Below are 16,603 nucleotides of genomic sequence, written 5' to 3'. Positions count from 1 at the left end.
CTGCGCCATGCACAGGCCCATGCGGGAGGGCTGGCAGTCTGGCAAGTGGGATGTGGCAGTCCGGCAAGCCATGTTTCAGATCGCTATCCGGTCCCCCGGCTCCGGTATGTTCGCGTTCCAGCCAAGGCGATCGCCGAGCGCCTTCTGCAGGGCGTCCATTTTCTCTCGTTCGCCATGTATCAGGTATAGCTCGGGTTTGTGTTCGAAGTGGCCAACCCACTGAATTAATTGCGATTGTCCCGCGTGAGCGGAGAACCCGCCCAGGGTGTGGATTTTTGCCCGGACGCTGATGCGCTGCCGCAGGATCCGCACGGTTTCTGCACCGTCGACAATGGCGCGGCCCAGCGTACCTTTGGCCTGGAAGCCGGGGAAGACGATATGGCATTCCTCGCGCCAGAGGTTGTGCTTGAGGTGGTGGACTATCCGCCCTCCAGTACACATGCCACTTCCGGCGATGATGATCGCGCCGCTCTGGATACGGTTGAGCGCCATCGATTCGTCGACGCTCTGGGTGGTGCGCAGTATCGGCAGCCATTCGTCCAGACGCGTTGTGCCCGTGCCGCGGATGTATTCGCGGTCGGCGTCGGCGAACTCATTGGCGTGGCGCAGGTAGATGTTGTTCGCCTGGGCGGCCATCGGGCTGTCGAGGTAGACCATCTTCTGCGGCAGTCGACCCTCCTGGTAGAAACGCCCGAGGTAGTAGAGCAGGTCCTGGGTACGACCGACGGCGAAGGAGGGGATGAGTACGTTGCCTCCGTCGCGCTGTGCCTGTTCGAGGATTCCCGCCAGCTCCAGCAGTGTTTCGTTGCCATCGCGGTGATCGCGGTCGCCGTAGGTGGACTCCAGCAGGACCACATCGGCCCGGTTCAGCGGTGTTGGTGTGCGCATCAGCGGGGAGCAGGTACTGCCGAGATCGCCGGAGAACACCAGGCGGCGTGTGAGGCCGAATTCGTGAATCTCGATTTCGACGATGGCCGAGCCCAGGATGTGCCCGGCGTTGTGGAAGGTGACGCGGATGCCGCGGGCGACTTCCACGGTGCTGCCGTAGCTGACTCGGCGCCGCAGATTCAGGGCGCGGGAGGCATCTTCCAGGGTATAGAGCGGCTTGACCGGCGGGCGGTTGAGCCGCGCTCGCCACTTGTTCTCCCACTCGGCGTCCTTCTCCTGAATATGCGCCGAGTCCATCAGCATCAGTTCAAGCAGGTCGCAACAGGATTCAGTGGCATAGATCGGTCCGGAATAGCCCTCCTTCGCCAGGCGGGGCAGCAAGCCGCTGTGGTCCAGGTGCGCGTGGGAAATGACCACGGCATCGAGTTGTTTCGGGTCGAACGGGAAGGGCGCCGCATTGCTGGCCTCATTATCGCGAGTGCCTTTGCTCGCGCTGCGCCCCTGGCGCATTCCGCATTCGAGCAGCACGCGCATGCCGTCGCGGGTTTCCAGCAGGTAACAGGAGCCGGTGACCTCCTGGATCGCGCCAATGAAAGTGAGCAGGGCCATGATGCCTCCAATATCCGCTAATGATTCAGCCTCGCGTACTCCCGTCCGGGTGGCCTTGATACAAGTCAGCGACGGTCCGGGCTGGGCGCCTAGACTTGCCTTGTACCCAACGGAGAGCCGACGATGCCCCAGATCCTGCCCAGCCCGGAAGAACTCGCCGCTCACGCGGCCGCAGAACCGGCGTACGCCCAGTGGCTGCGTGGCCGAGGTCCGCTTCAGCATAGCCCGCAGACCCAGGCGGCGGTCTTTCGCGTCGCTCACCAATTAGTCCAGTACGGTTTGCAGCCGGATCTGGACAGCGTCTACCGGATGTTCATCGCCCTCGACCGGCTGACCTGCGCCGGCCTCTGGCTGGTGGCGCACATGACTTATGCCCGGCGTGTGCGTCTGGACGGTTCGCCCCTGCAGAGCGACGACTTCAAGACCATTCCGGAAGGCCACACTGGCGGTGCATTGAACATGGTGCCGGCCTATGCGGGCTACCTTGCGCTCAATGCGCTCAGTGGCAAGACCCGTGGCTGGCTGATGGGGCAGGGGCACTGCGTGGCGGCGATCGATGCGCTGAACGTGCTGACCGGAAACCTTCATCCAGAGCAGTCTGCTGCGTACGAGCAGGGCGAGGAAGGGCTCAATCGTCTGGTTCGGGATTTCTACAGCTATGTCCAGGCCGCGGACGGCACGGTCGCCGCGCCGCTGGGTAGCCATGTCAATCCGCATACCGCCGGTGGCATTGCCGAAGGCGGCTATCTCGGGTTCGCAGAGTTGATGTACGCGCACATGCCGCTTCCTGGCGAGACGCTGGTGGCGTTCCTGTCCGACGGCGCTGCCGAGGAACAACGCGGCAGTGACTGGATTCCGCGCTGGTGGCGGGCCGAGGACTGTGGCACGGCCCTGCCGGTGATGATTGCCAATGGCCGGCGTATCGAGCAACGCACCGATCTTGGCACTCATGAAGGCCTGGAGGGGTTCAAGCAGCATCTGCGCCGCTGCGGATTTGATCCGATCAGCTTCGACGGCCGGGATCCGGCTGCATTCGTCTGCACACTGTGGGAAATGGAGGAGCGCCTGCAGCATCGGATAGAGGAACTGGGGCGGGGGATTCTCAGCTATCCGTTGCCGATTCCCTACGGCATCGCCGAGACGGTCAAGGGTTACGGCTTCTATGGCGCCGGCAGCAATGCCGCGCATAACCTGCCGTTGCCGGGGAATCCGAGCAGTGATTCCGTGGCGCGCGAGCTGTTCAACCAGCACGCCGCTCCGCTCTGGGTCGACCCGCAGGAGCTGGCGCAGGCCTGCGCTCTAATCGGTGCGTCCCGCAACGGACGTGTTCTGGAGCGCGATAACCCGCTGGCAGTGCGTCGCCCCATCGAGCCTTCGATCCCCGAATTGCACTATCGCAGCGACCTGTGCTCGCCAATGGCGGCGCTGGACCGCTTTTACGTCGACCTGTGCGCGGCGAACCCCGACTTGCGCGCACGGGTGGGTAACCCGGATGAGCTTGCCAGCAATCGCCTGGGTGGCGTGCTCAAGGCGCTCAAGCATCGCGTCGCCGAGCCGGAGAGCGAGTTGGAAGCCGTGGATGGCCGAGTCATCACCGCCCTCAACGAGGAGGCCGTGGTTTCTGCCTGCCTGGCCAACCAGGGCGGTCTCAACCTTGTGGCGAGTTACGAGGCGTTCTGCGTGAAGATGCTGGGCGCGGTGCGCCAGACGATCATCTTCGCCCGCCAGCAGAAGGAAATCGGTCGCCCCGCCGGCTGGCTCGGCTGGCCCCTCGTGGCGACCTCACACACGTGGGAGAATGGCAAGAACCAACAGTCGCACCAGGACACGACGTTCTGCGAAGCGTTACTCGGGGAGATGAGCGACATGGTCCGGGTGGTATTCCCCGCCGACCATAATAGTGTGCTGGCACTGCTTCCGGAGATCTATCGTAGCCGCGGTCAGTTGACCTGCATGGTGGTGCCCAAGCGCGAGCGGCCATCGGAGTTCAGTCAGGCCCAGGCCGAGCAGTTGGCCCGCGAGGGTGCGCTAGTGCTGGAAGAGCACCCGGGTAGCGATCCGTTGTTGCTGATCGCCAACGGCAGCTATCAACTGGCGGAGATGCGGCGGGCGGCAATACGCCTGGAGGAAGCGGGCTATCCGTACCGTCTGGTGTATCTGCAGGAGCCCGGCCGCTTCCGTGCGCCGCGCGACAATTGGGAGTTGCAGGTGGTGGCTGACGAGGCGCTGACCGCCAGGCTGTTCCCGGATCATTGCGAGCGGCGCGTGCTGTTGACGCACATGCGCCCGGAAGTAGTCCGCGGGCATCTCTGGCCGATCCTGCCGGATGCCTTGAAAACTTCGGTTCTGGGATATCGCAACCAGGGCGGAACGCTCGACGAAGCCGGCATGCTGTTCGCCAACCGCGCAAGCTGGGCCAATGTGCTGGCTGCCTGTGCACGGCTGATGGATGTACCGCGTACCGCGCTTCTGACGCCCGACGAAGCGGCTGCGGTGGCGGGCAAGGGCGATCCGGCGTTGCTGCGCTGAAGCGATCCGGGCAACCGTCTGCGCGGTTGCCCGGTGTCAGCGTTTCAGCGGTTTGATCAGGCCGTCGAGGCCGTCGATCTTGAGCTCGAGGGTCAATTGCATCAGTTGGCCCAACTCACCCTTGGGAAACTCGCCCTTGCGGTGGAACCACAGCAGGTATTCTTCCGGCAGGTCCACCAGCATGCGCCCCTGGTATTTGCCGAAGGGCATCGGGGTGCGTGCGATCTTCAGCAACTGCAGTTTGTCGAGCATGTGGAGGGGAGTTACTTCTGCGGCTTGATCTTGCAACTGCCGGCGTCGAAGCGCTCGGTGGCTACCGGGGCGTTGGTCTTGTACTCGGTGAAGCTGTAAGTGAGGATCGCGCCCTTGGCCAGCAACTGGCGGTAGCCGGTGTTGCTGCAGACGCTGTCGCCCAACTGGCTGCGTACGCTGTCCGGATTGGCGCGCATGCGCTCGGCGTGGCTGGCGCGGACGCTGAGGTGGTTGATCAGTTGATTGCCATCGACGGTGTAGCCCTGGTCGAGGATGTCCTCATTGATCGCGCGCGGAGTGCCTTCGCTGCTTTCCTTGGCGACCTTGTCCAGCATCTGGGACAGTTCGTAGTTCTTGAGCGAAGCGGCGTGCGCTGCGGGAAGGGCGAGGCAGAGGGCGAGGGCGGTGAGGCGCAGCATGGGCATCTCCTGACAATGTTGCCGATATCGACCGTACGGACCTGCTGGGGTTCGCCGGTTGTTCCAGCCCGCCATTGTCCCTGAAAAGCGCTCCCGTGCCGAGAATCTATTGTCGCAGTGACGACGCGCTGCGCGCGCCTTGCGGCGGAGCGGCGTAGCAGCTCTGTTACAATCAGCAATCCGCTCCCCTTCTGCTGTCCGAGTCCCCGATGTTCCGATCGCCTGTTCGCTTCCTGGAGGCGCACTCATGAGCCACGCCGTTGCCCGTCTTCGCGACGAACGGCTTGCCCGTTGCGTCAAGCCGTTCGTGGCCCGTGGTTCGCGCTCGCCGCGTTGCCCAGGCTGCCGCTTGCGGCCGAACTACTGCATGTGCGGCCTGCGCCCGCAGGTAGAGGCCAATGCTGGGATGTGCCTGGTGATGTTCGACACCGAGCCGCTCAAACCCAGCAATACCGGCTGGTTGATCGCCGAAACGGTTCCCGATACCTGGGCCTTTGGATGGTCGCGCATCGAGGTCGACCCGGCCCTGCTGGCGCTGCTCGATGATCCGCAGTGGCAGCCGTATGTGGTGTTTCCCGGCGAGTTCGTGCAGCCGGAGCGGGTAGTCACCGAGGTGCTGCCCGAGGCGGGCAGGCGGCCGCTGTTCATCCTGCTGGATGCGACCTGGAACGAGGCGCGCAAGATGTTCCGCAAGAGCCCGTACCTGGACCGTTTCCCGGTGCTGAGCATCACGCCGGATGCACTGTCGCGCTATCGCCTGCGCCGTTCCAAGTTCGACGAGCATCTGTGCACCGCGGAAGTCGCAGCGCTGTGCCTGGGGCTGGCAGGCGACCGCCGCGCCGGCGATGCGCTGGATGCCTATCTGGATGTGTTCAGCGAACGCTACCTGGGCTCCAAGTGCCAGCAGCCACTGGACCAGCAGAGCCCGGCGCATCAGGCACTGATGCCGTTCACCCGGCGCTCTGATTCCTAGACGGGGCGCTGCCTGAAACGCTCCCGAGTCGATGCCCGGGAGCGCGATAGATCAGGCCGGCTTCGCCTCGGCCTTCTTCGGCCACAGTTGTGCTACCAGCATGCCCAGGAGCATCAGCCCACAGCCAATGTAGCCGCGCATGTGCAGCGTTTCGTCGAGGAAGACGGCGCCGGCGATGGCAGCGAACACCGCTTCCAGCGAGAGGATGATCGCCGCATGCGACGCGATGGCGTGCTTCTGCGCCACTACTTGCAGGGTGAAGCCGGTACCGACTCCGAGCAGGCCGCCATAGAGCAGCGCAGGGCCGGCCTGGGCGATGGCGTCCCAGTGGATTTCTTCGAAAATCACCGCCAGGGCCAGGCTGACCACCGAACAGGTCACGAATTGCAGGAAGGCCAGGCGAATCGGGTCGTAGCGGCTGGCGAAGAGGCCCACCAGCAGTACGTGGCAACCCCAGACCAGTGCGCCGGTGAGTTGCAGCCAGTCGCCGGAGGCGACGTGGAAGTTCGGACCGATGCTGAGCATCGCCATGCCGATCACCGCAAGGGCCGCGCCGAGCCAGGTACCCAGGCCGGTGCGATGGCCCAGGAACAGCCCCAGCAGCGGCACGATGATCACGTACAGGCCGGTGATGAATCCGGAGTTGGTGACGCTGGTGAACAGCAGGCCGACCTGTTGCAGATTGATCCCCAGGGTCAGAGCGATGCCGATTGCCAGGCCCGCCAGCAGCAGGCCACGGTTGAACGGCTGGGCGCCGCGCTTGCTCGACCAGGCCAGCAGCGGCAGCAGCACCAGCGCGCCGAGCGCGAAACGCAGGCCGGTATAGAGGAACGGGCCGATGGCGTCCATTCCCAGGCGCTGTGCGACGAAGGATACCCCCCAGATCATCGCGGTAATCAGCATCAGGATATCGGCGCGCAAGGCGTGGCTTTTCATCTTGTTGTTCTCGAACGGCGGGAAAAGAGCGGAACTCTGCCGCAAGCCCGGCCCGTTGGAAAGGGGCATGCCTTGCCAGCGGGCGCAGTGACAGGGTCGACTCCCTCGCATTGGCGCGGACACCGGGGGCTGTCTTTGCGTACAATGCACTGGCAGTGTCCTATCCATGCTCGACCTTCCCGCGCAGGCAGGCTGTTACCCACGGCAAGACCCCAGGCGCGGCTTTCAAGGAATTTTCATGGCTTCCTACGAGATCCTGATCGCTGACGATCACCCGTTGTTCCGTGGTGCCCTGCACCAGGCCCTTACCCTTGGCCTGGGACCCGATGCTCGACTGGTGGAGGCGGCTAGCATCGCGGAGCTGGAAGCCAGGTTGAATGAAAAGTCAGATTGGGATCTGGTCCTGCTGGATCTGAACATGCCCGGTGCCTACGGCTTCTCCGGCCTGGTGCTGCTGCGCGGGCAGTATCCGCAGATTCCCGTGGTGATGGTGTCGGCCCAGGAAGACGCGGCAGTGGTGCAGCGCTCTCGCGAATTCGGCGCCAGCGGCTTCATCCCTAAATCCAGCGAACTGACCACCCTGCAGCAGGCCGTACGCGCGGTGCTCGACGGCGACGTCTGGTGGCCGCCGCAGGTGGACGCCGTAACCGAGATGAGCGATGAGGTGCGTGCGGCGAGCGCGGGCCTTTCCAGCCTTACTCCGCAGCAGTTCCGCGTCCTCACGATGGTGTGCGAAGGCCTGCTGAACAAGCAGATTGCCTTCGAGCTCAACGTCTCCGAGGCCACGGTGAAGGCCCACGTTACTGCGATCTTCCGCAAACTCAACGTGCGCACCCGTACCCAGGCCGCGCTGCTGCTGCAACAGATGGAGACAGTACCTGGCGCCTGATGCCAGCGTCACATCCCGTAGAACCGCTTGATCCCTTTTTGACGAACGCTGGTATAGAGTGCCGCGTCCTTTTGTGTGAGAAACGCCTGTGTCCGCTTCCCCCTTCAAAGGCCAGACCGGCCTGAAACGCATCCTCAACGCTACCGGTTATTCCCTGGCCGGTTTCGCCGCCGCCTTCAAGGGCGAGGCGGCCTTCCGTCAGTTGGTGCTGATCAACGTCATTCTCATCCCGCTGTCATTCTTCTGCGACGTGACCCGCGGCGAACGCGCGCTGCTGATCGCAGTGTGCCTGCTGGCCCTGATTGTCGAGCTGCTCAACTCCGCCATCGAGGCCGTGGTCGACCGCGTTTCGCTGGAACGCCATCCGTTGTCGAAGAATGCCAAGGACATGGGCAGCGCAGCCCAGTTCGTTGCGCTGACCATCATCACCGTCACCTGGGCTGGCATTCTCCTGGGCTGATATCGCAAGGCGTGTGCCGCCTCCCGGCCACACGCCGTCCTGCCGCTCCGCTGTTCGCGCGGTATTCGCAGCCAAGTGACGTTCCTGCGCGAGCGCAGCGTCAGGGAATCATCGGCAGCACGATATCGTCGCTGCGCGTGACGCCGGCCGTTTCGCTGCGGCACAGCTCCAGAAACTCGCGCATGGTCGCGGTCTGATATTTCTGCCGGTGCCAGATGAAGTAGAACTGCCGGCGCAGGTCCAGGTCAGGTGTCTCCACCGCCACCAGGCTGCCGCGGCGGAACGCGTCGCGCAGCGCCAGGCGCGAGATGCAGCCGATCCCCAGGCCCGACTCCACCGCACGCTTGATCGCCTCGGTGTGCTCCAGCTCCAGCCGCACATTCAGCGGCTCGACGTGGTGCCGCATGGCCTGGTCGAAGGTCAGCCGTGTGCCGGAGCCCTGCTCCCGGAGAATCCACGCTTCTTCCGTGAGCCGCGCCAGATTCGCGCGGCCTTCGCGCGCCAGAGGATGCTGCGGGGCGCAGAACACCACCAGTTCATCCTCCATCCACGGCTGCACTTCGATATCCGGGTGCTGGCAGTCGCCCTCGATCAGCCCCAGGTCCAGTTCGTAATGGGCGATGCGCTGCACCACATGGGCGGTGTTATGCACGTGCAGGCGTACCCGACAGTCCGGCTGGCGCTGCATGAAGGTGCCAATCAGCAGGGTCGCCAGGTAGTTGCCGATGGTCAGGGTTGCTCCGAGATCCAGTGAACCGAAGGCACTCTTGCCGTTAAGCATGTTCTCGATCTCGCTGCCCCGGTCGAGCAGCGCAACCGCCTGCGGCAGCAACTGGCGGCCAAGGGCGTTGAGGGTCAGGCGCTTGCCGGAGCGGTCGAACAGCTTGCAGTCGAACTGCCGCTCCAGCTCGCCCAGCGACGTGCTGGTGGCCGACTGCGACATGGCCAGGGCTTCGGCGGCGCGGGAGACGCTTTCCTGCTGGGCGACGGCGACGAAGACTTCCAGTTGACGCAGGGTGAATTTCATCTGTCGGCTCTCGGTAAGCGCCGCGACATTCGGTCGCCCCGGCGTGGAAGGACTCTGGCGCTATCCTTGCGCGTCGACATGACGCGGCTTATCTGCATTCTGGATTAGCAATATCCAGATAATTTATTTTGCGGATATTGTCGCCGCCTATAAAATGTCGCGCAATCGCGCTACGTCCGGGATCTGCTGGGGTGCGCCACGATTTTCCTAGGAGTCCTCGATGAGCAATCTGTACACCGAACGCGTTCTCAGCGTGCACCACTGGAACGACACCCTCTTCAGCTTCAAGACCACCCGTAACCCGGGCCTGCGCTTCAAGACCGGTCAATTCGTGATGATCGGCCTGGAAGTCAACGGTCGTCCGCTGATGCGCGCGTACAGCATTGCCAGCCCGAACTACGAAGAGCACCTGGAATTCTTCAGCATCAAGGTACCGGACGGCCCGCTGACTTCGCGTCTGCAGCACTTGAAGGAAGGCGACGAGCTCATGGTCAGCCGCAAGCCCACCGGTACCCTGGTGCTGGACGACCTCAAGCCCGGCAAGCACCTCTACCTGCTGAGCACCGGTACCGGCATGGCGCCGTTCCTGAGCGTCATCCAGGACCCGGAAGTCTACGAGAAGTTCGAGAAGGTCATCCTCGTCCACGGTGTTCGCTGGGTCAGCGAGCTGGCTTATGCTGACTTCATCACCAAGGTTCTGCCGGAGCACGAGTACTTCGGCGACATGGTGAAAGAGAAGCTGATCTACTGCCCGCTGGTCACCCGCGAAGAATTCCATAGCATGGGGCGCCAGACTGACCTGATGCGCAGCGGCAAGCTGTTCGCCGATATCGGCCTGCCGCCGATGAACCCGCAGGACGACCGCGCCATGATCTGCGGCAGCCCGAGCATGCTGGACGAAACCAGCGAAGTGCTGAACAGCTTCGGCCTGCAGATCTCCCCGCGCATGGGTGAGCCGGGCGATTACCTGATCGAGCGCGCTTTCGTCGAGAAGTAATCCGCGCTTACCGGCCGAACCAAAGAACGCCGCGACTCCCTTGGGAGTCGCGGCGTTTTTTTATGGCTCGAATTTCCGATGCCTGGATTTGCTATGGAATACCTGCCTTGGCGAGGGCGAAGGGATGCCCGGTGGGCGTCGGTAACTTGCCTGCCATCAGGTGCCGTGCAGGAACCATTGCGGACAGAATCCGCCCCTACAGAAGGCGCTGCCCGGAGATCGCCGGGTGATACAGCGGCTGCACCTTGTTGCCGGCCGGATCGAGCAGGTGAAAGCTGCGCGCCCCGTCGCCGTGATCGAAGGGGCGATCCAGCAGCGTCACGCCGCGCGCCTTGAAGTACTGGTACCAGGCATCCAGCTCCGCCACGCTGTCGACGATGAAGCCATAGTGGTCCACGGTCTGCAGGCCGTTGGCGGCGCCGAAGCCTCGCCCCAGCGACAGGTTGTCATTGCCACAGGTGAGGTAGACGAGGTCCTCGTTGGCGCGGTGCAGTACTTCCATGCCAAGCACATCGACATAGAAGCGCTCGCACTCTTCGAGGTTCGGCACCAGCATGGCGAGATGGCGCAGACCGTTGAGGCGACCGGGGCGGGTGGGGATATCGGACATGAATGCGGTTCCTTTATTGTATACAATTTTATTTCAAATTTAAAACAAAAGGATTCGCCTGTGTACAGTCTCTTTATCAAGACCCGCGTGAAGTCGGGCCGCGCCGATGATTTCCTGGCTGCGATCAAGGTCAACGCCGCCGCCTCGGTGGCCAGCGAGCCGGGTTGCCTGGTGTTCGACGTGTCGCTGGACCGGGTCGATCCGGATGTGGTCTATCTCTATGAGATCTACCGCGACGACGCGGCTTACGAGGCACACACGAAAACTGCGCACTTCCGCGACAGCCGCCCGCTGGTGGAGCCGCTGATCGTCGAGCAGGAGTGCTTCGAAAGCGACGTGATTGCCCTCAATCCGGTGGATTGAGTCGCTCAGCCTTCGCCGCGAGCGAGGTCCAGTACACGGATTTCGCCGTCGGCGGGGTAGTGCCAGTGCACGTCCAGGTCCCACAGGCGCACGCCATAGCGTCGCTCCGGTGGCGGCTTCTGGTAGGCCGGGCGAGGGTCCTGGGCGAGGCACTGTTCGATCAGTTCGCGTACCGGCTGGCCAAGGCGTAGCGCGTGCTCGTGGGCCTGGCGTAGCGCTTCGTCGCTCCAGTGCACGGAGATAGGGGCGGGAGGAGCGTCGGCGATGGCGTTGTGGGCGTCGGCGACGATGTCCGCGTAGGGCACGTAGGGCTTGATGTCGATGACTGGCGTGCCATCCAGCAGATCGATGCCCGATAGCCAGAGGCGGCCGGGTTCCACTTTTTCCAGCTTCACTGCCGACTGGCCGATACCGTTGGGGCGGTGGGTGGCGCGGGTGGCAAATACGCCCAGCGAACGGTTGCCGCCCAGGCGCGGCGGGCGCACCTTCAGGCGTGGCCGGTCTTCCAGTGCCTGATGGAAGAGGAAGATCAGCCAGACATGGCTGACCTGCTCCAGGCCCTCCACCGCCTCGCCGGTGTCGAACGGCGGCAGCAGTTCCAGTACGCCGGTCGCCGCCGGAGCCAGTTGCGGCTGGCGCGGGATGGCGAACTTTTCCTTGAAGCAGGAGCGGACGTGGCCGATGGGGATGACGGAATGGGGCATGGCGGCGGAGGCTGTTGCTGGGGCCGTCATGGTACCCGATCCGGCGTGGCGATCAGAGCCTGCGTCGAAACCGCCGCGCCGGGACACTGCGTGCTTTCAGAGGTGGAAACCGCCGTCGATGGGAATGATGTTGCCGGTCATGTAAGCCCCGGCGGTGCTCGCCAGGCTGATGGCCAGGGCTGCCATCTCCTCTTCGCGGCCCCAGCGGCGCATCGGGATCAGCGCGGTGTCTTCGGCGAGGGCGTCGGCATCGTTGGCGATGTGCCGGGTCATCTTGCTGGGGAAGCGGCCGGGGGCGATCACGTTGACGTTGATGTGCTCGCGCACCAGCTCGTGGGCCAGCATCCGCGACAACTGATGCAGCGCCGCCTTGCTCGGGCCGTAGGCGTAGGCGTTCTCGCCGTGGGAAGTGATCCCCGCCACCGAACCGATGTTGATGATTCGCGCCGGGTTTTGTGCGCTGCCGGCCTTCTTCAGCAACGGTAGCAACTGCTGGATGCAGCTGAACACCGCAGTGACATTGAGCTGCATGACCTTTTCCCAGCCGGCCGCGGGATAGCTTTCCAGCGCCGCGCCCCAGGTGGTCCCGGCGTTGTTGACCAGGATGTCCAGGCATTCCAGATGCTCGTTCAGTTCGGCGGCCAGCGCGCGGGCGCCGTCTTCGCTGGCGAGGTTGGCTGGCAAGCCGAGGCATTCGCCATATTGCGACAGCTCCCTGGCTGTTTCGGCACAAGCCGCGCCATCGCGGGCGCAGATGATCACCCTGGCGCCGGCTTCGAGCAGACCCTGGGCGATCATCCGGCCGATGCCGCGGGTGCCTCCGGTGACCAGTGCGGTCCGTCCGGCAAGGGAAAAGTAGCGGTGCATGTGCGTCTCCTGGGGGCGAGGTCGGGTCACCCTAGCCGGATCGACGATGCGCTCCGAGCACTATCGAGAAAGCAAATGACTGCGCATCACGGGAATCCGGCAATTCCTTAACGGCGACATAACCTTCGGTTGCCTAGTGTCGGCCGGCGCGAATAGGGCGCTGTGATTGCGGAGACATGGCGATGCTGGAGTGGAAGGGGGAGCGCAGGGCGCTGGCGATATTGCTCGGCGTCTCGGCACTGCTGCTGTTTTTCGGCCTGGGCGGCCGCGAAGTCTGGGGCCCGGAAGTGCGCTGGGCGGACATCGTGCTGCAGATGCTGCAATCGCACGACTACTTCGATCCCTACCTCAATGGCGCGCCCTACTACGACAAGCCGCTGCTGTCGTACTGGTTGATCACGGCTCCCGCCAGCCTGTTCGGTCTCAACCACTGGACATTGCGGGCCAGTAGCGTTCTCTCTGCGCTGGGCAGTATCTGGCTGGTCTGGTGGCTGGGCGAGCATCTGCTGCGCAAGGGCACCGGGTTGCTGGCCGGCTGGCTGCTGGCGACTACCTTCTATTTCCTTTTCTGGGCGCGGGTGGCCACCGCCGATGTGCTCACCGTGTTCGGAGTGCTGGCCGCCGTGGCCTGGTACTGGCGCGGCCCCGACGATACCCGCTTCTCCCGCTACCTCGGCTTCTGCGTGATCCTTTCGCTGACATCATTGTGCAAGGGCCTGATCGGCTTCATCCTGCCGGCCCTGGTACTTGCGCCTCACCTGTTCAGCGCAGGCCGCTGGCGCCGACATCTCAATCTCCGGCTGCTGGCGGCGCTGCTGCTGGCCGGCGGCGTATACGCCATCCCGTTCCTGCTGTCCCACCTGTATGGCCAGCCGAGTTATGGCGAAAGCGGCCTGGCGCTGGTGTTCCGGGAGAACGTGGTGCGTTTCTTCCAGCCCTTCGATCACCAGGGGCCGATCTACAGCTACCTGATCTATCTGCCGGTCTACACCTTGCCGTGGGCGCCGCTGTGGATCGCAGGTCTGTGGTTTGCCGCGCGGCGCTGGAAGCAGTTGGAGCCGAATGCGCGCTGGCTGGTCTGGGCGCTGGTGCTGTTGTTCCTGTTCTTTACTGCCAGCGGCAGCCGCCGCAGTTACTACGTCCTGCCGCTGGTGCCGTTCGCCCAGTTGCTGGGTGCCTGGTGGGTGATCGAATACCGCCACGCTCGCGGTCGGACGGGTATTGGTCGTCCGTGGGGGCGGGCGCTGGCGGTGGCTGCCGTGTTCATGTGGCTGGTGCTGGGGATCGCCTATCCGTGGAGTAATGACGGTGGCGGGGTGATGACTTTTGCCCGGGAGGTGCGCAGCCAGGCCGAGCGCGCCGCACCCTGGTCGCAGTGGCGCGTGTTGGTGCTCGGCGACAGCGATGCCAAGCTGCCGATGTACCTGAACAGCCGAGATGAGCCGCAGGCGCACCCATTCTTCTATCTGCGTTCCGGCTATCCGCAGAGCGGCAGCGCCGCGCTGTTTGCCTGGCTGCACGAACGCACCGGCGAGGACTGGAATCCGCAACGAACGGTGATCGTCACCCAGGCTGCCTCGCACAAGGATCGCCCCCTGGCGTGGCTGGGGGCGGACCACCGGATTATCGAGGCACAGCCGAACAACGGCCAGCGCCTGGCGCACCGGCCTGGCGAGGGCAGCCTGGCATACCTGCCGGTCAGCACCGGCGCCGCAGTCGTCGAAGCAGCAACAGGTAAGGCGGCAGATTGACCGCCAGCACCACCAGGCCGAGGGCGACCTGGATCGCCTCGGTGAGGCCGGCGGGGTAGATCAGAGGCATCAGGTAGTGCTCGATGAAGCCGCCGCTGTAGCCCTGATCGCCTGCGGCCTGGCGGAAGCGGTTCTCCAGTGGGGTCAGTGGGCAATACAGATGGAGGAACTCTACGGCCATGCCCCAGGCAGCCGCCGGCACGTGCAGCCAGGCCACGCGCGGCCAGCGCAGTACCAGCAGGCCGCCGAGGAGCACGAAGAGGATGAACCCCAGGTGCGTCAGCACCACGGCGTCGGCGGCCAGGCGATAGATCATGCTGGCCTCAGCGCTGCTGACGCTGGGTCAGCCCTTTGAGGAAATTGCGCAGCAACTGATCCCCGCAGGGGCGGTAGTTGCTGTGGCCGGGCTTGCGGAACAGCGCGCCCAGCTCGCCCTTGGTCACGATGAAGCCCACGCTGTCGAGGATCGCGAGGATGTCGTCGTCGCGCAGCTCGAAGGCGACGCGCAGTTTCTTCAGGATGATGTTGTTGGTCAGCGGCAGTTCCACCGGCGGCAGCGGGCGAGAGTCGTCGCGGCCGCGACGATGCACGATCAGGCCGTCGAGGAAGTGCGCCAGCACACGGTCGCTGCACGGCTTGAAATCCGGCTCGTCATCGCGGGCGAGGAAGGCGCCGATCTCCTCGGCACTCACGCTGAACCCGGCCAGCGCGGTGATCTCGGCGACCTGGGCATCGCGGATGTCGAGCAGGTAGCGCAGGCTGCGCAGTACATCGTTGTTGGTCATGTTCTTACCCTGCAAATGAAAAGCCCCGCTCGGGCGGGGCTTTGCGGATCAGACCAGTTCGGCCCAAAGGTCGTATTCGTCGGCGTCGGTGATTCGCACTCGGACCTTGTCGCCCGGTTTCACGTCGAAGGTGTCGACATAGACGGCACCGTCGATTTCCGGGGCGTCGGCGAAGGAGCGGCCTACAGCGCCTTCGTCGTCCACTTCGTCGATCAGTACCTCGATTTCCTTGCCGATCTTCAGTTGCAGACGCGCGGCGGAGATTGCCTGCTGATGCGCCATGAAACGCTCCCAGCGCTCCTGCTTGATGTCGTCCGGTACCGGCTCCAGGCCCAGGTCGTTGGCCGGCGCGCCGTCCACCGGGGAATACTGGAAGCAGCCGACGCGGTCGAGCTGCGCCTCGGTCAGCCAATCCAGCAGGTACTGGAAGTCCTCCTCGGTCTCGCCCGGGAAGCCGACGATGAAGGTGGAGCGGATGGTCAGTTCCGGGCAGATCTCGCGCCACTTCTTGATGCGCGCGAGGGTCTTGTCTTCGAAGGCCGGGCGCTTCATCGACTTCAGCACCTTCGGGCTGGCGTGCTGGAACGGGATGTCCAGATAGGGCAGCAGCTTGCCTTCGGCCATCAGCGGGATCACGTCATCGACGTTGGGGTACGGGTATACGTAGTGCAGGCGCACCCACACGCCCATCGCCGAGAGCGCCTGGCACAGCTCCAGCATGCGGGTCTTGACCGGTTGACCATCCCAGAAGTCCATCTTGTACTTGAGGTCCACGCCGTACGCGCTGGTGTCCTGGGATATCACCAGCAGCTCCTTGACGCCGGCCTTCACCAAGCGCTGGGCCTCGCTGAGCACGTCGCCCACCGGGCGGCTGACCAGCTTGCCGCGCATCGACGGGATGATGCAGAAGCTGCAGCTATGGTTGCAGCCTTCGGAAATCTTCAGGTAGGCGTAGTGGCGCGGGGTGAGCTTGATACCCTGCGGCGGCACCAGGTCGACGAAGGGATCGTGGTCGGCCTTGGGCGGCACCACTTCGTGGACGGCGCTGACCACCTGTTCGTACTGCTGCGGACCGGTCACCGCCAGCACGCTGGGGTGTACGTCGCGGATGCTGTCTTCGGATACGCCCATGCAGCCGGTGACGATTACCTTGCCGTTCTCGGCGATGGCTTCACCGATGGCATCCAGGGATTCGGCCTTGGCGCTGTCGATGAAGCCGCAGGTGTTCACCACCACCACGTCTGCGTCCTGATAGGTGGGGACGATCTCGTACCCCTCCATGCGCAGCTGGGTGAGGATGCGTTCGGAATCGACAGTCGCCTTTGGGCATCCGAGCGATACGAATCCGACTTTGGGGGTGGCGGTGGACATGTGCGGCTAACCTCGAAGGGCGCGCTGGCGGCGCCTCTGATCAAAAAGTGCGCAATTCTAGCGGCAGGTCGCGCGCTTGACCAGCCTCTCTGGGACAAGCTGTCGCACACCGCTGGACAGCCCGGATTGCCCGGTAATTCCGGACAACAGGCTCTATAGTCATTCAGAACGAA

18 protein-coding genes are annotated in these 16,603 nt (G+C 64.1%); 7 read left to right on the top strand and 11 right to left on the bottom strand.

Annotation, left to right across the window (positions count from 1 at the left end; genetic code table 11):
* Positions 1-75: 75 nt before the first annotated feature.
* Positions 76-1,497 carry an MBL fold metallo-hydrolase RNA specificity domain-containing protein gene (locus tag OU419_RS21145; RefSeq protein ID WP_254470789.1) on the bottom strand — a complete coding sequence of 474 codons (1,422 nt, stop codon included), beginning with the start codon at positions 1,495-1,497 and terminating at the stop codon, positions 76-78.
* Positions 1,498-1,620: 123 nt separating this feature from the next.
* Between OU419_RS21145 and OU419_RS21140 the strand changes: the two genes are divergently transcribed.
* A complete protein-coding gene (locus tag OU419_RS21140) occupies positions 1,621-4,026 on the top strand; it encodes a phosphoketolase family protein (protein ID WP_254470790.1) in 2,406 nt (801 codons plus the stop codon).
* 36 nt (positions 4,027-4,062) lie between these two features.
* Here OU419_RS21140 and OU419_RS21135 read toward each other — a convergent pair whose 3' ends face one another.
* Together OU419_RS21135 and OU419_RS21130 are read right to left on the bottom strand one after the other, a co-directional pair.
* Positions 4,063-4,278: a DUF3820 family protein gene (locus tag OU419_RS21135; protein WP_152224960.1), complete on the bottom strand. Its 216-nt coding sequence runs from the start codon at positions 4,276-4,278 to the stop codon at positions 4,063-4,065.
* 11 nt (positions 4,279-4,289) lie between these two features.
* Complete coding sequence (locus tag OU419_RS21130) at positions 4,290-4,697, bottom strand: quorum-sensing-regulated virulence factor family protein (RefSeq protein WP_254470791.1); 408 nt, start codon at positions 4,695-4,697, stop codon at positions 4,290-4,292.
* Between the two features lie 247 nt (positions 4,698-4,944).
* Between OU419_RS21130 and OU419_RS21125 the strand changes: the two genes are divergently transcribed.
* Positions 4,945-5,670: a tRNA-uridine aminocarboxypropyltransferase gene (locus OU419_RS21125; protein ID WP_254470792.1), complete on the top strand. Its 726-nt coding sequence runs from the start codon at positions 4,945-4,947 to the stop codon at positions 5,668-5,670.
* Positions 5,671-5,721: 51 nt separating this feature from the next.
* Here OU419_RS21125 and OU419_RS21120 read toward each other — a convergent pair whose 3' ends face one another.
* Positions 5,722-6,606 carry a DMT family transporter gene (locus tag OU419_RS21120; RefSeq protein ID WP_254470793.1) on the bottom strand — a complete coding sequence of 295 codons (885 nt, stop codon included), beginning with the start codon at positions 6,604-6,606 and terminating at the stop codon, positions 5,722-5,724.
* A gap of 238 nt (positions 6,607-6,844) precedes the next feature.
* Here OU419_RS21120 and erdR point away from each other — a divergent pair, with 238 nt between their 5' ends.
* Together erdR and OU419_RS21110 are read left to right on the top strand one after the other, a co-directional pair.
* Positions 6,845-7,495: a response regulator transcription factor ErdR gene (gene erdR, locus OU419_RS21115; protein ID WP_254470794.1), complete on the top strand. Its 651-nt coding sequence runs from the start codon at positions 6,845-6,847 to the stop codon at positions 7,493-7,495.
* 88 nt (positions 7,496-7,583) lie between these two features.
* On the top strand, positions 7,584-7,955 hold the full coding sequence (locus OU419_RS21110) for a diacylglycerol kinase (protein ID WP_254470795.1): 372 nt from the start codon (positions 7,584-7,586) through the stop codon (positions 7,953-7,955).
* A 100-nt stretch (positions 7,956-8,055) separates the two neighbouring features.
* On the opposite strand, the gene OU419_RS21105 is transcribed toward OU419_RS21110, so the two are convergent.
* A complete protein-coding gene (locus tag OU419_RS21105) occupies positions 8,056-8,982 on the bottom strand; it encodes a LysR family transcriptional regulator (RefSeq protein ID WP_254470796.1) in 927 nt (308 codons plus the stop codon).
* A 220-nt stretch (positions 8,983-9,202) separates the two neighbouring features.
* Here OU419_RS21105 and fpr point away from each other — a divergent pair, with 220 nt between their 5' ends.
* Positions 9,203-9,979: a ferredoxin-NADP reductase gene (gene fpr / locus OU419_RS21100; RefSeq protein ID WP_254470797.1), complete on the top strand. Its 777-nt coding sequence runs from the start codon at positions 9,203-9,205 to the stop codon at positions 9,977-9,979.
* Positions 9,980-10,175: 196 nt separating this feature from the next.
* Here the strand turns inward: fpr and OU419_RS21095 are convergent, their stop codons facing one another.
* On the bottom strand, positions 10,176-10,589 hold the full coding sequence (locus OU419_RS21095) for a VOC family protein (protein ID WP_254470798.1): 414 nt from the start codon (positions 10,587-10,589) through the stop codon (positions 10,176-10,178).
* Positions 10,590-10,649: 60 nt separating this feature from the next.
* Between OU419_RS21095 and OU419_RS21090 the strand changes: the two genes are divergently transcribed.
* Positions 10,650-10,952, top strand: coding sequence for a putative quinol monooxygenase (locus OU419_RS21090; protein WP_254470799.1), 303 nt, complete (start codon positions 10,650-10,652; stop codon positions 10,950-10,952).
* Between the two features lie 5 nt (positions 10,953-10,957).
* Here OU419_RS21090 and tsaA read toward each other — a convergent pair whose 3' ends face one another.
* Positions 10,958-11,656, bottom strand: coding sequence for a tRNA (N6-threonylcarbamoyladenosine(37)-N6)-methyltransferase TrmO (gene tsaA, locus OU419_RS21085; protein WP_254470894.1), 699 nt, complete (start codon positions 11,654-11,656; stop codon positions 10,958-10,960).
* Between the two features lie 96 nt (positions 11,657-11,752).
* Positions 11,753-12,523: an SDR family oxidoreductase gene (locus OU419_RS21080; protein ID WP_254470800.1), complete on the bottom strand. Its 771-nt coding sequence runs from the start codon at positions 12,521-12,523 to the stop codon at positions 11,753-11,755.
* Positions 12,524-12,705: 182 nt separating this feature from the next.
* Here OU419_RS21080 and OU419_RS21075 point away from each other — a divergent pair, with 182 nt between their 5' ends.
* Positions 12,706-14,274, top strand: a complete 1,569-nt coding sequence (locus OU419_RS21075) for an ArnT family glycosyltransferase (RefSeq protein ID WP_254470801.1) — start codon at positions 12,706-12,708, stop codon at positions 14,272-14,274.
* Here the strand turns inward: OU419_RS21075 and OU419_RS21070 are convergent.
* The 3 genes from OU419_RS21070 to rimO are packed head-to-tail and all read right to left on the bottom strand — an operon-like array spanning position 14,222 to position 16,430.
* Positions 14,222-14,590: a DUF2784 domain-containing protein gene (locus OU419_RS21070; protein ID WP_254470802.1), complete on the bottom strand. Its 369-nt coding sequence runs from the start codon at positions 14,588-14,590 to the stop codon at positions 14,222-14,224. The genes OU419_RS21075 and OU419_RS21070 overlap by 53 nt on opposite strands.
* Positions 14,591-14,597: 7 nt before the next feature.
* Entirely contained in the window at positions 14,598-15,059 is a 462-nt protein-coding gene (locus OU419_RS21065) for a YehS family protein (RefSeq protein WP_254470803.1), read from the bottom strand.
* 48 nt (positions 15,060-15,107) lie between these two features.
* Positions 15,108-16,430 (bottom strand): 30S ribosomal protein S12 methylthiotransferase RimO, encoded by a 1,323-nt coding sequence (gene rimO, locus OU419_RS21060; protein WP_254470804.1) that lies wholly within the window; start codon positions 16,428-16,430, stop codon positions 15,108-15,110.
* Between the last annotated feature and the right edge of the window lie 173 nt (positions 16,431-16,603).

This window comes from Pseudomonas triclosanedens (genome assembly GCF_026686735.1).
Taxonomy (GTDB): domain Bacteria; phylum Pseudomonadota; class Gammaproteobacteria; order Pseudomonadales; family Pseudomonadaceae; genus Pseudomonas; species Pseudomonas triclosanedens.
The sequence above is the reverse complement of the archived record's forward strand: the minus strand, read 5'-3'. Positions and strand labels throughout refer to the sequence as shown.

Bases quoted from the DNA above. Each gene is read 5' to 3' on its own strand.
- OU419_RS21145 (WP_254470789.1), bottom strand. From the start codon at position 1,497: ATGGCCCTGCTCACTTTCATTGGCGCGATCCAGGAGGTCACCGGCTCC.
- OU419_RS21140 (WP_254470790.1), top strand. From the start codon at position 1,621: ATGCCCCAGATCCTGCCCAGCCCGGAAGAACTCGCCGCTCACGCGGCC.
- OU419_RS21135 (WP_152224960.1), bottom strand. From the start codon at position 4,278: ATGCTCGACAAACTGCAGTTGCTGAAGATCGCACGCACCCCGATGCCC.
- OU419_RS21130 (WP_254470791.1), bottom strand. From the start codon at position 4,697: ATGCTGCGCCTCACCGCCCTCGCCCTCTGCCTCGCCCTTCCCGCAGCG.
- OU419_RS21125 (WP_254470792.1), top strand. From the start codon at position 4,945: ATGAGCCACGCCGTTGCCCGTCTTCGCGACGAACGGCTTGCCCGTTGC.
- OU419_RS21120 (WP_254470793.1), bottom strand. From the start codon at position 6,606: ATGAAAAGCCACGCCTTGCGCGCCGATATCCTGATGCTGATTACCGCG.
- erdR (WP_254470794.1), top strand. From the start codon at position 6,845: ATGGCTTCCTACGAGATCCTGATCGCTGACGATCACCCGTTGTTCCGT.
- OU419_RS21105 (WP_254470796.1), bottom strand. From the start codon at position 8,982: ATGAAATTCACCCTGCGTCAACTGGAAGTCTTCGTCGCCGTCGCCCAG.
- fpr (WP_254470797.1), top strand. From the start codon at position 9,203: ATGAGCAATCTGTACACCGAACGCGTTCTCAGCGTGCACCACTGGAAC.
- OU419_RS21095 (WP_254470798.1), bottom strand. From the start codon at position 10,589: ATGTCCGATATCCCCACCCGCCCCGGTCGCCTCAACGGTCTGCGCCAT.
- tsaA (WP_254470894.1), bottom strand. From the start codon at position 11,656: ATGCCCCATTCCGTCATCCCCATCGGCCACGTCCGCTCCTGCTTCAAG.
- OU419_RS21080 (WP_254470800.1), bottom strand. From the start codon at position 12,523: ATGCACCGCTACTTTTCCCTTGCCGGACGGACCGCACTGGTCACCGGA.
- OU419_RS21075 (WP_254470801.1), top strand. From the start codon at position 12,706: ATGCTGGAGTGGAAGGGGGAGCGCAGGGCGCTGGCGATATTGCTCGGC.
- OU419_RS21070 (WP_254470802.1), bottom strand. From the start codon at position 14,590: ATGATCTATCGCCTGGCCGCCGACGCCGTGGTGCTGACGCACCTGGGG.
- OU419_RS21065 (WP_254470803.1), bottom strand. From the start codon at position 15,059: ATGACCAACAACGATGTACTGCGCAGCCTGCGCTACCTGCTCGACATC.
- rimO (WP_254470804.1), bottom strand. From the start codon at position 16,430: ATGTCCACCGCCACCCCCAAAGTCGGATTCGTATCGCTCGGATGCCCA.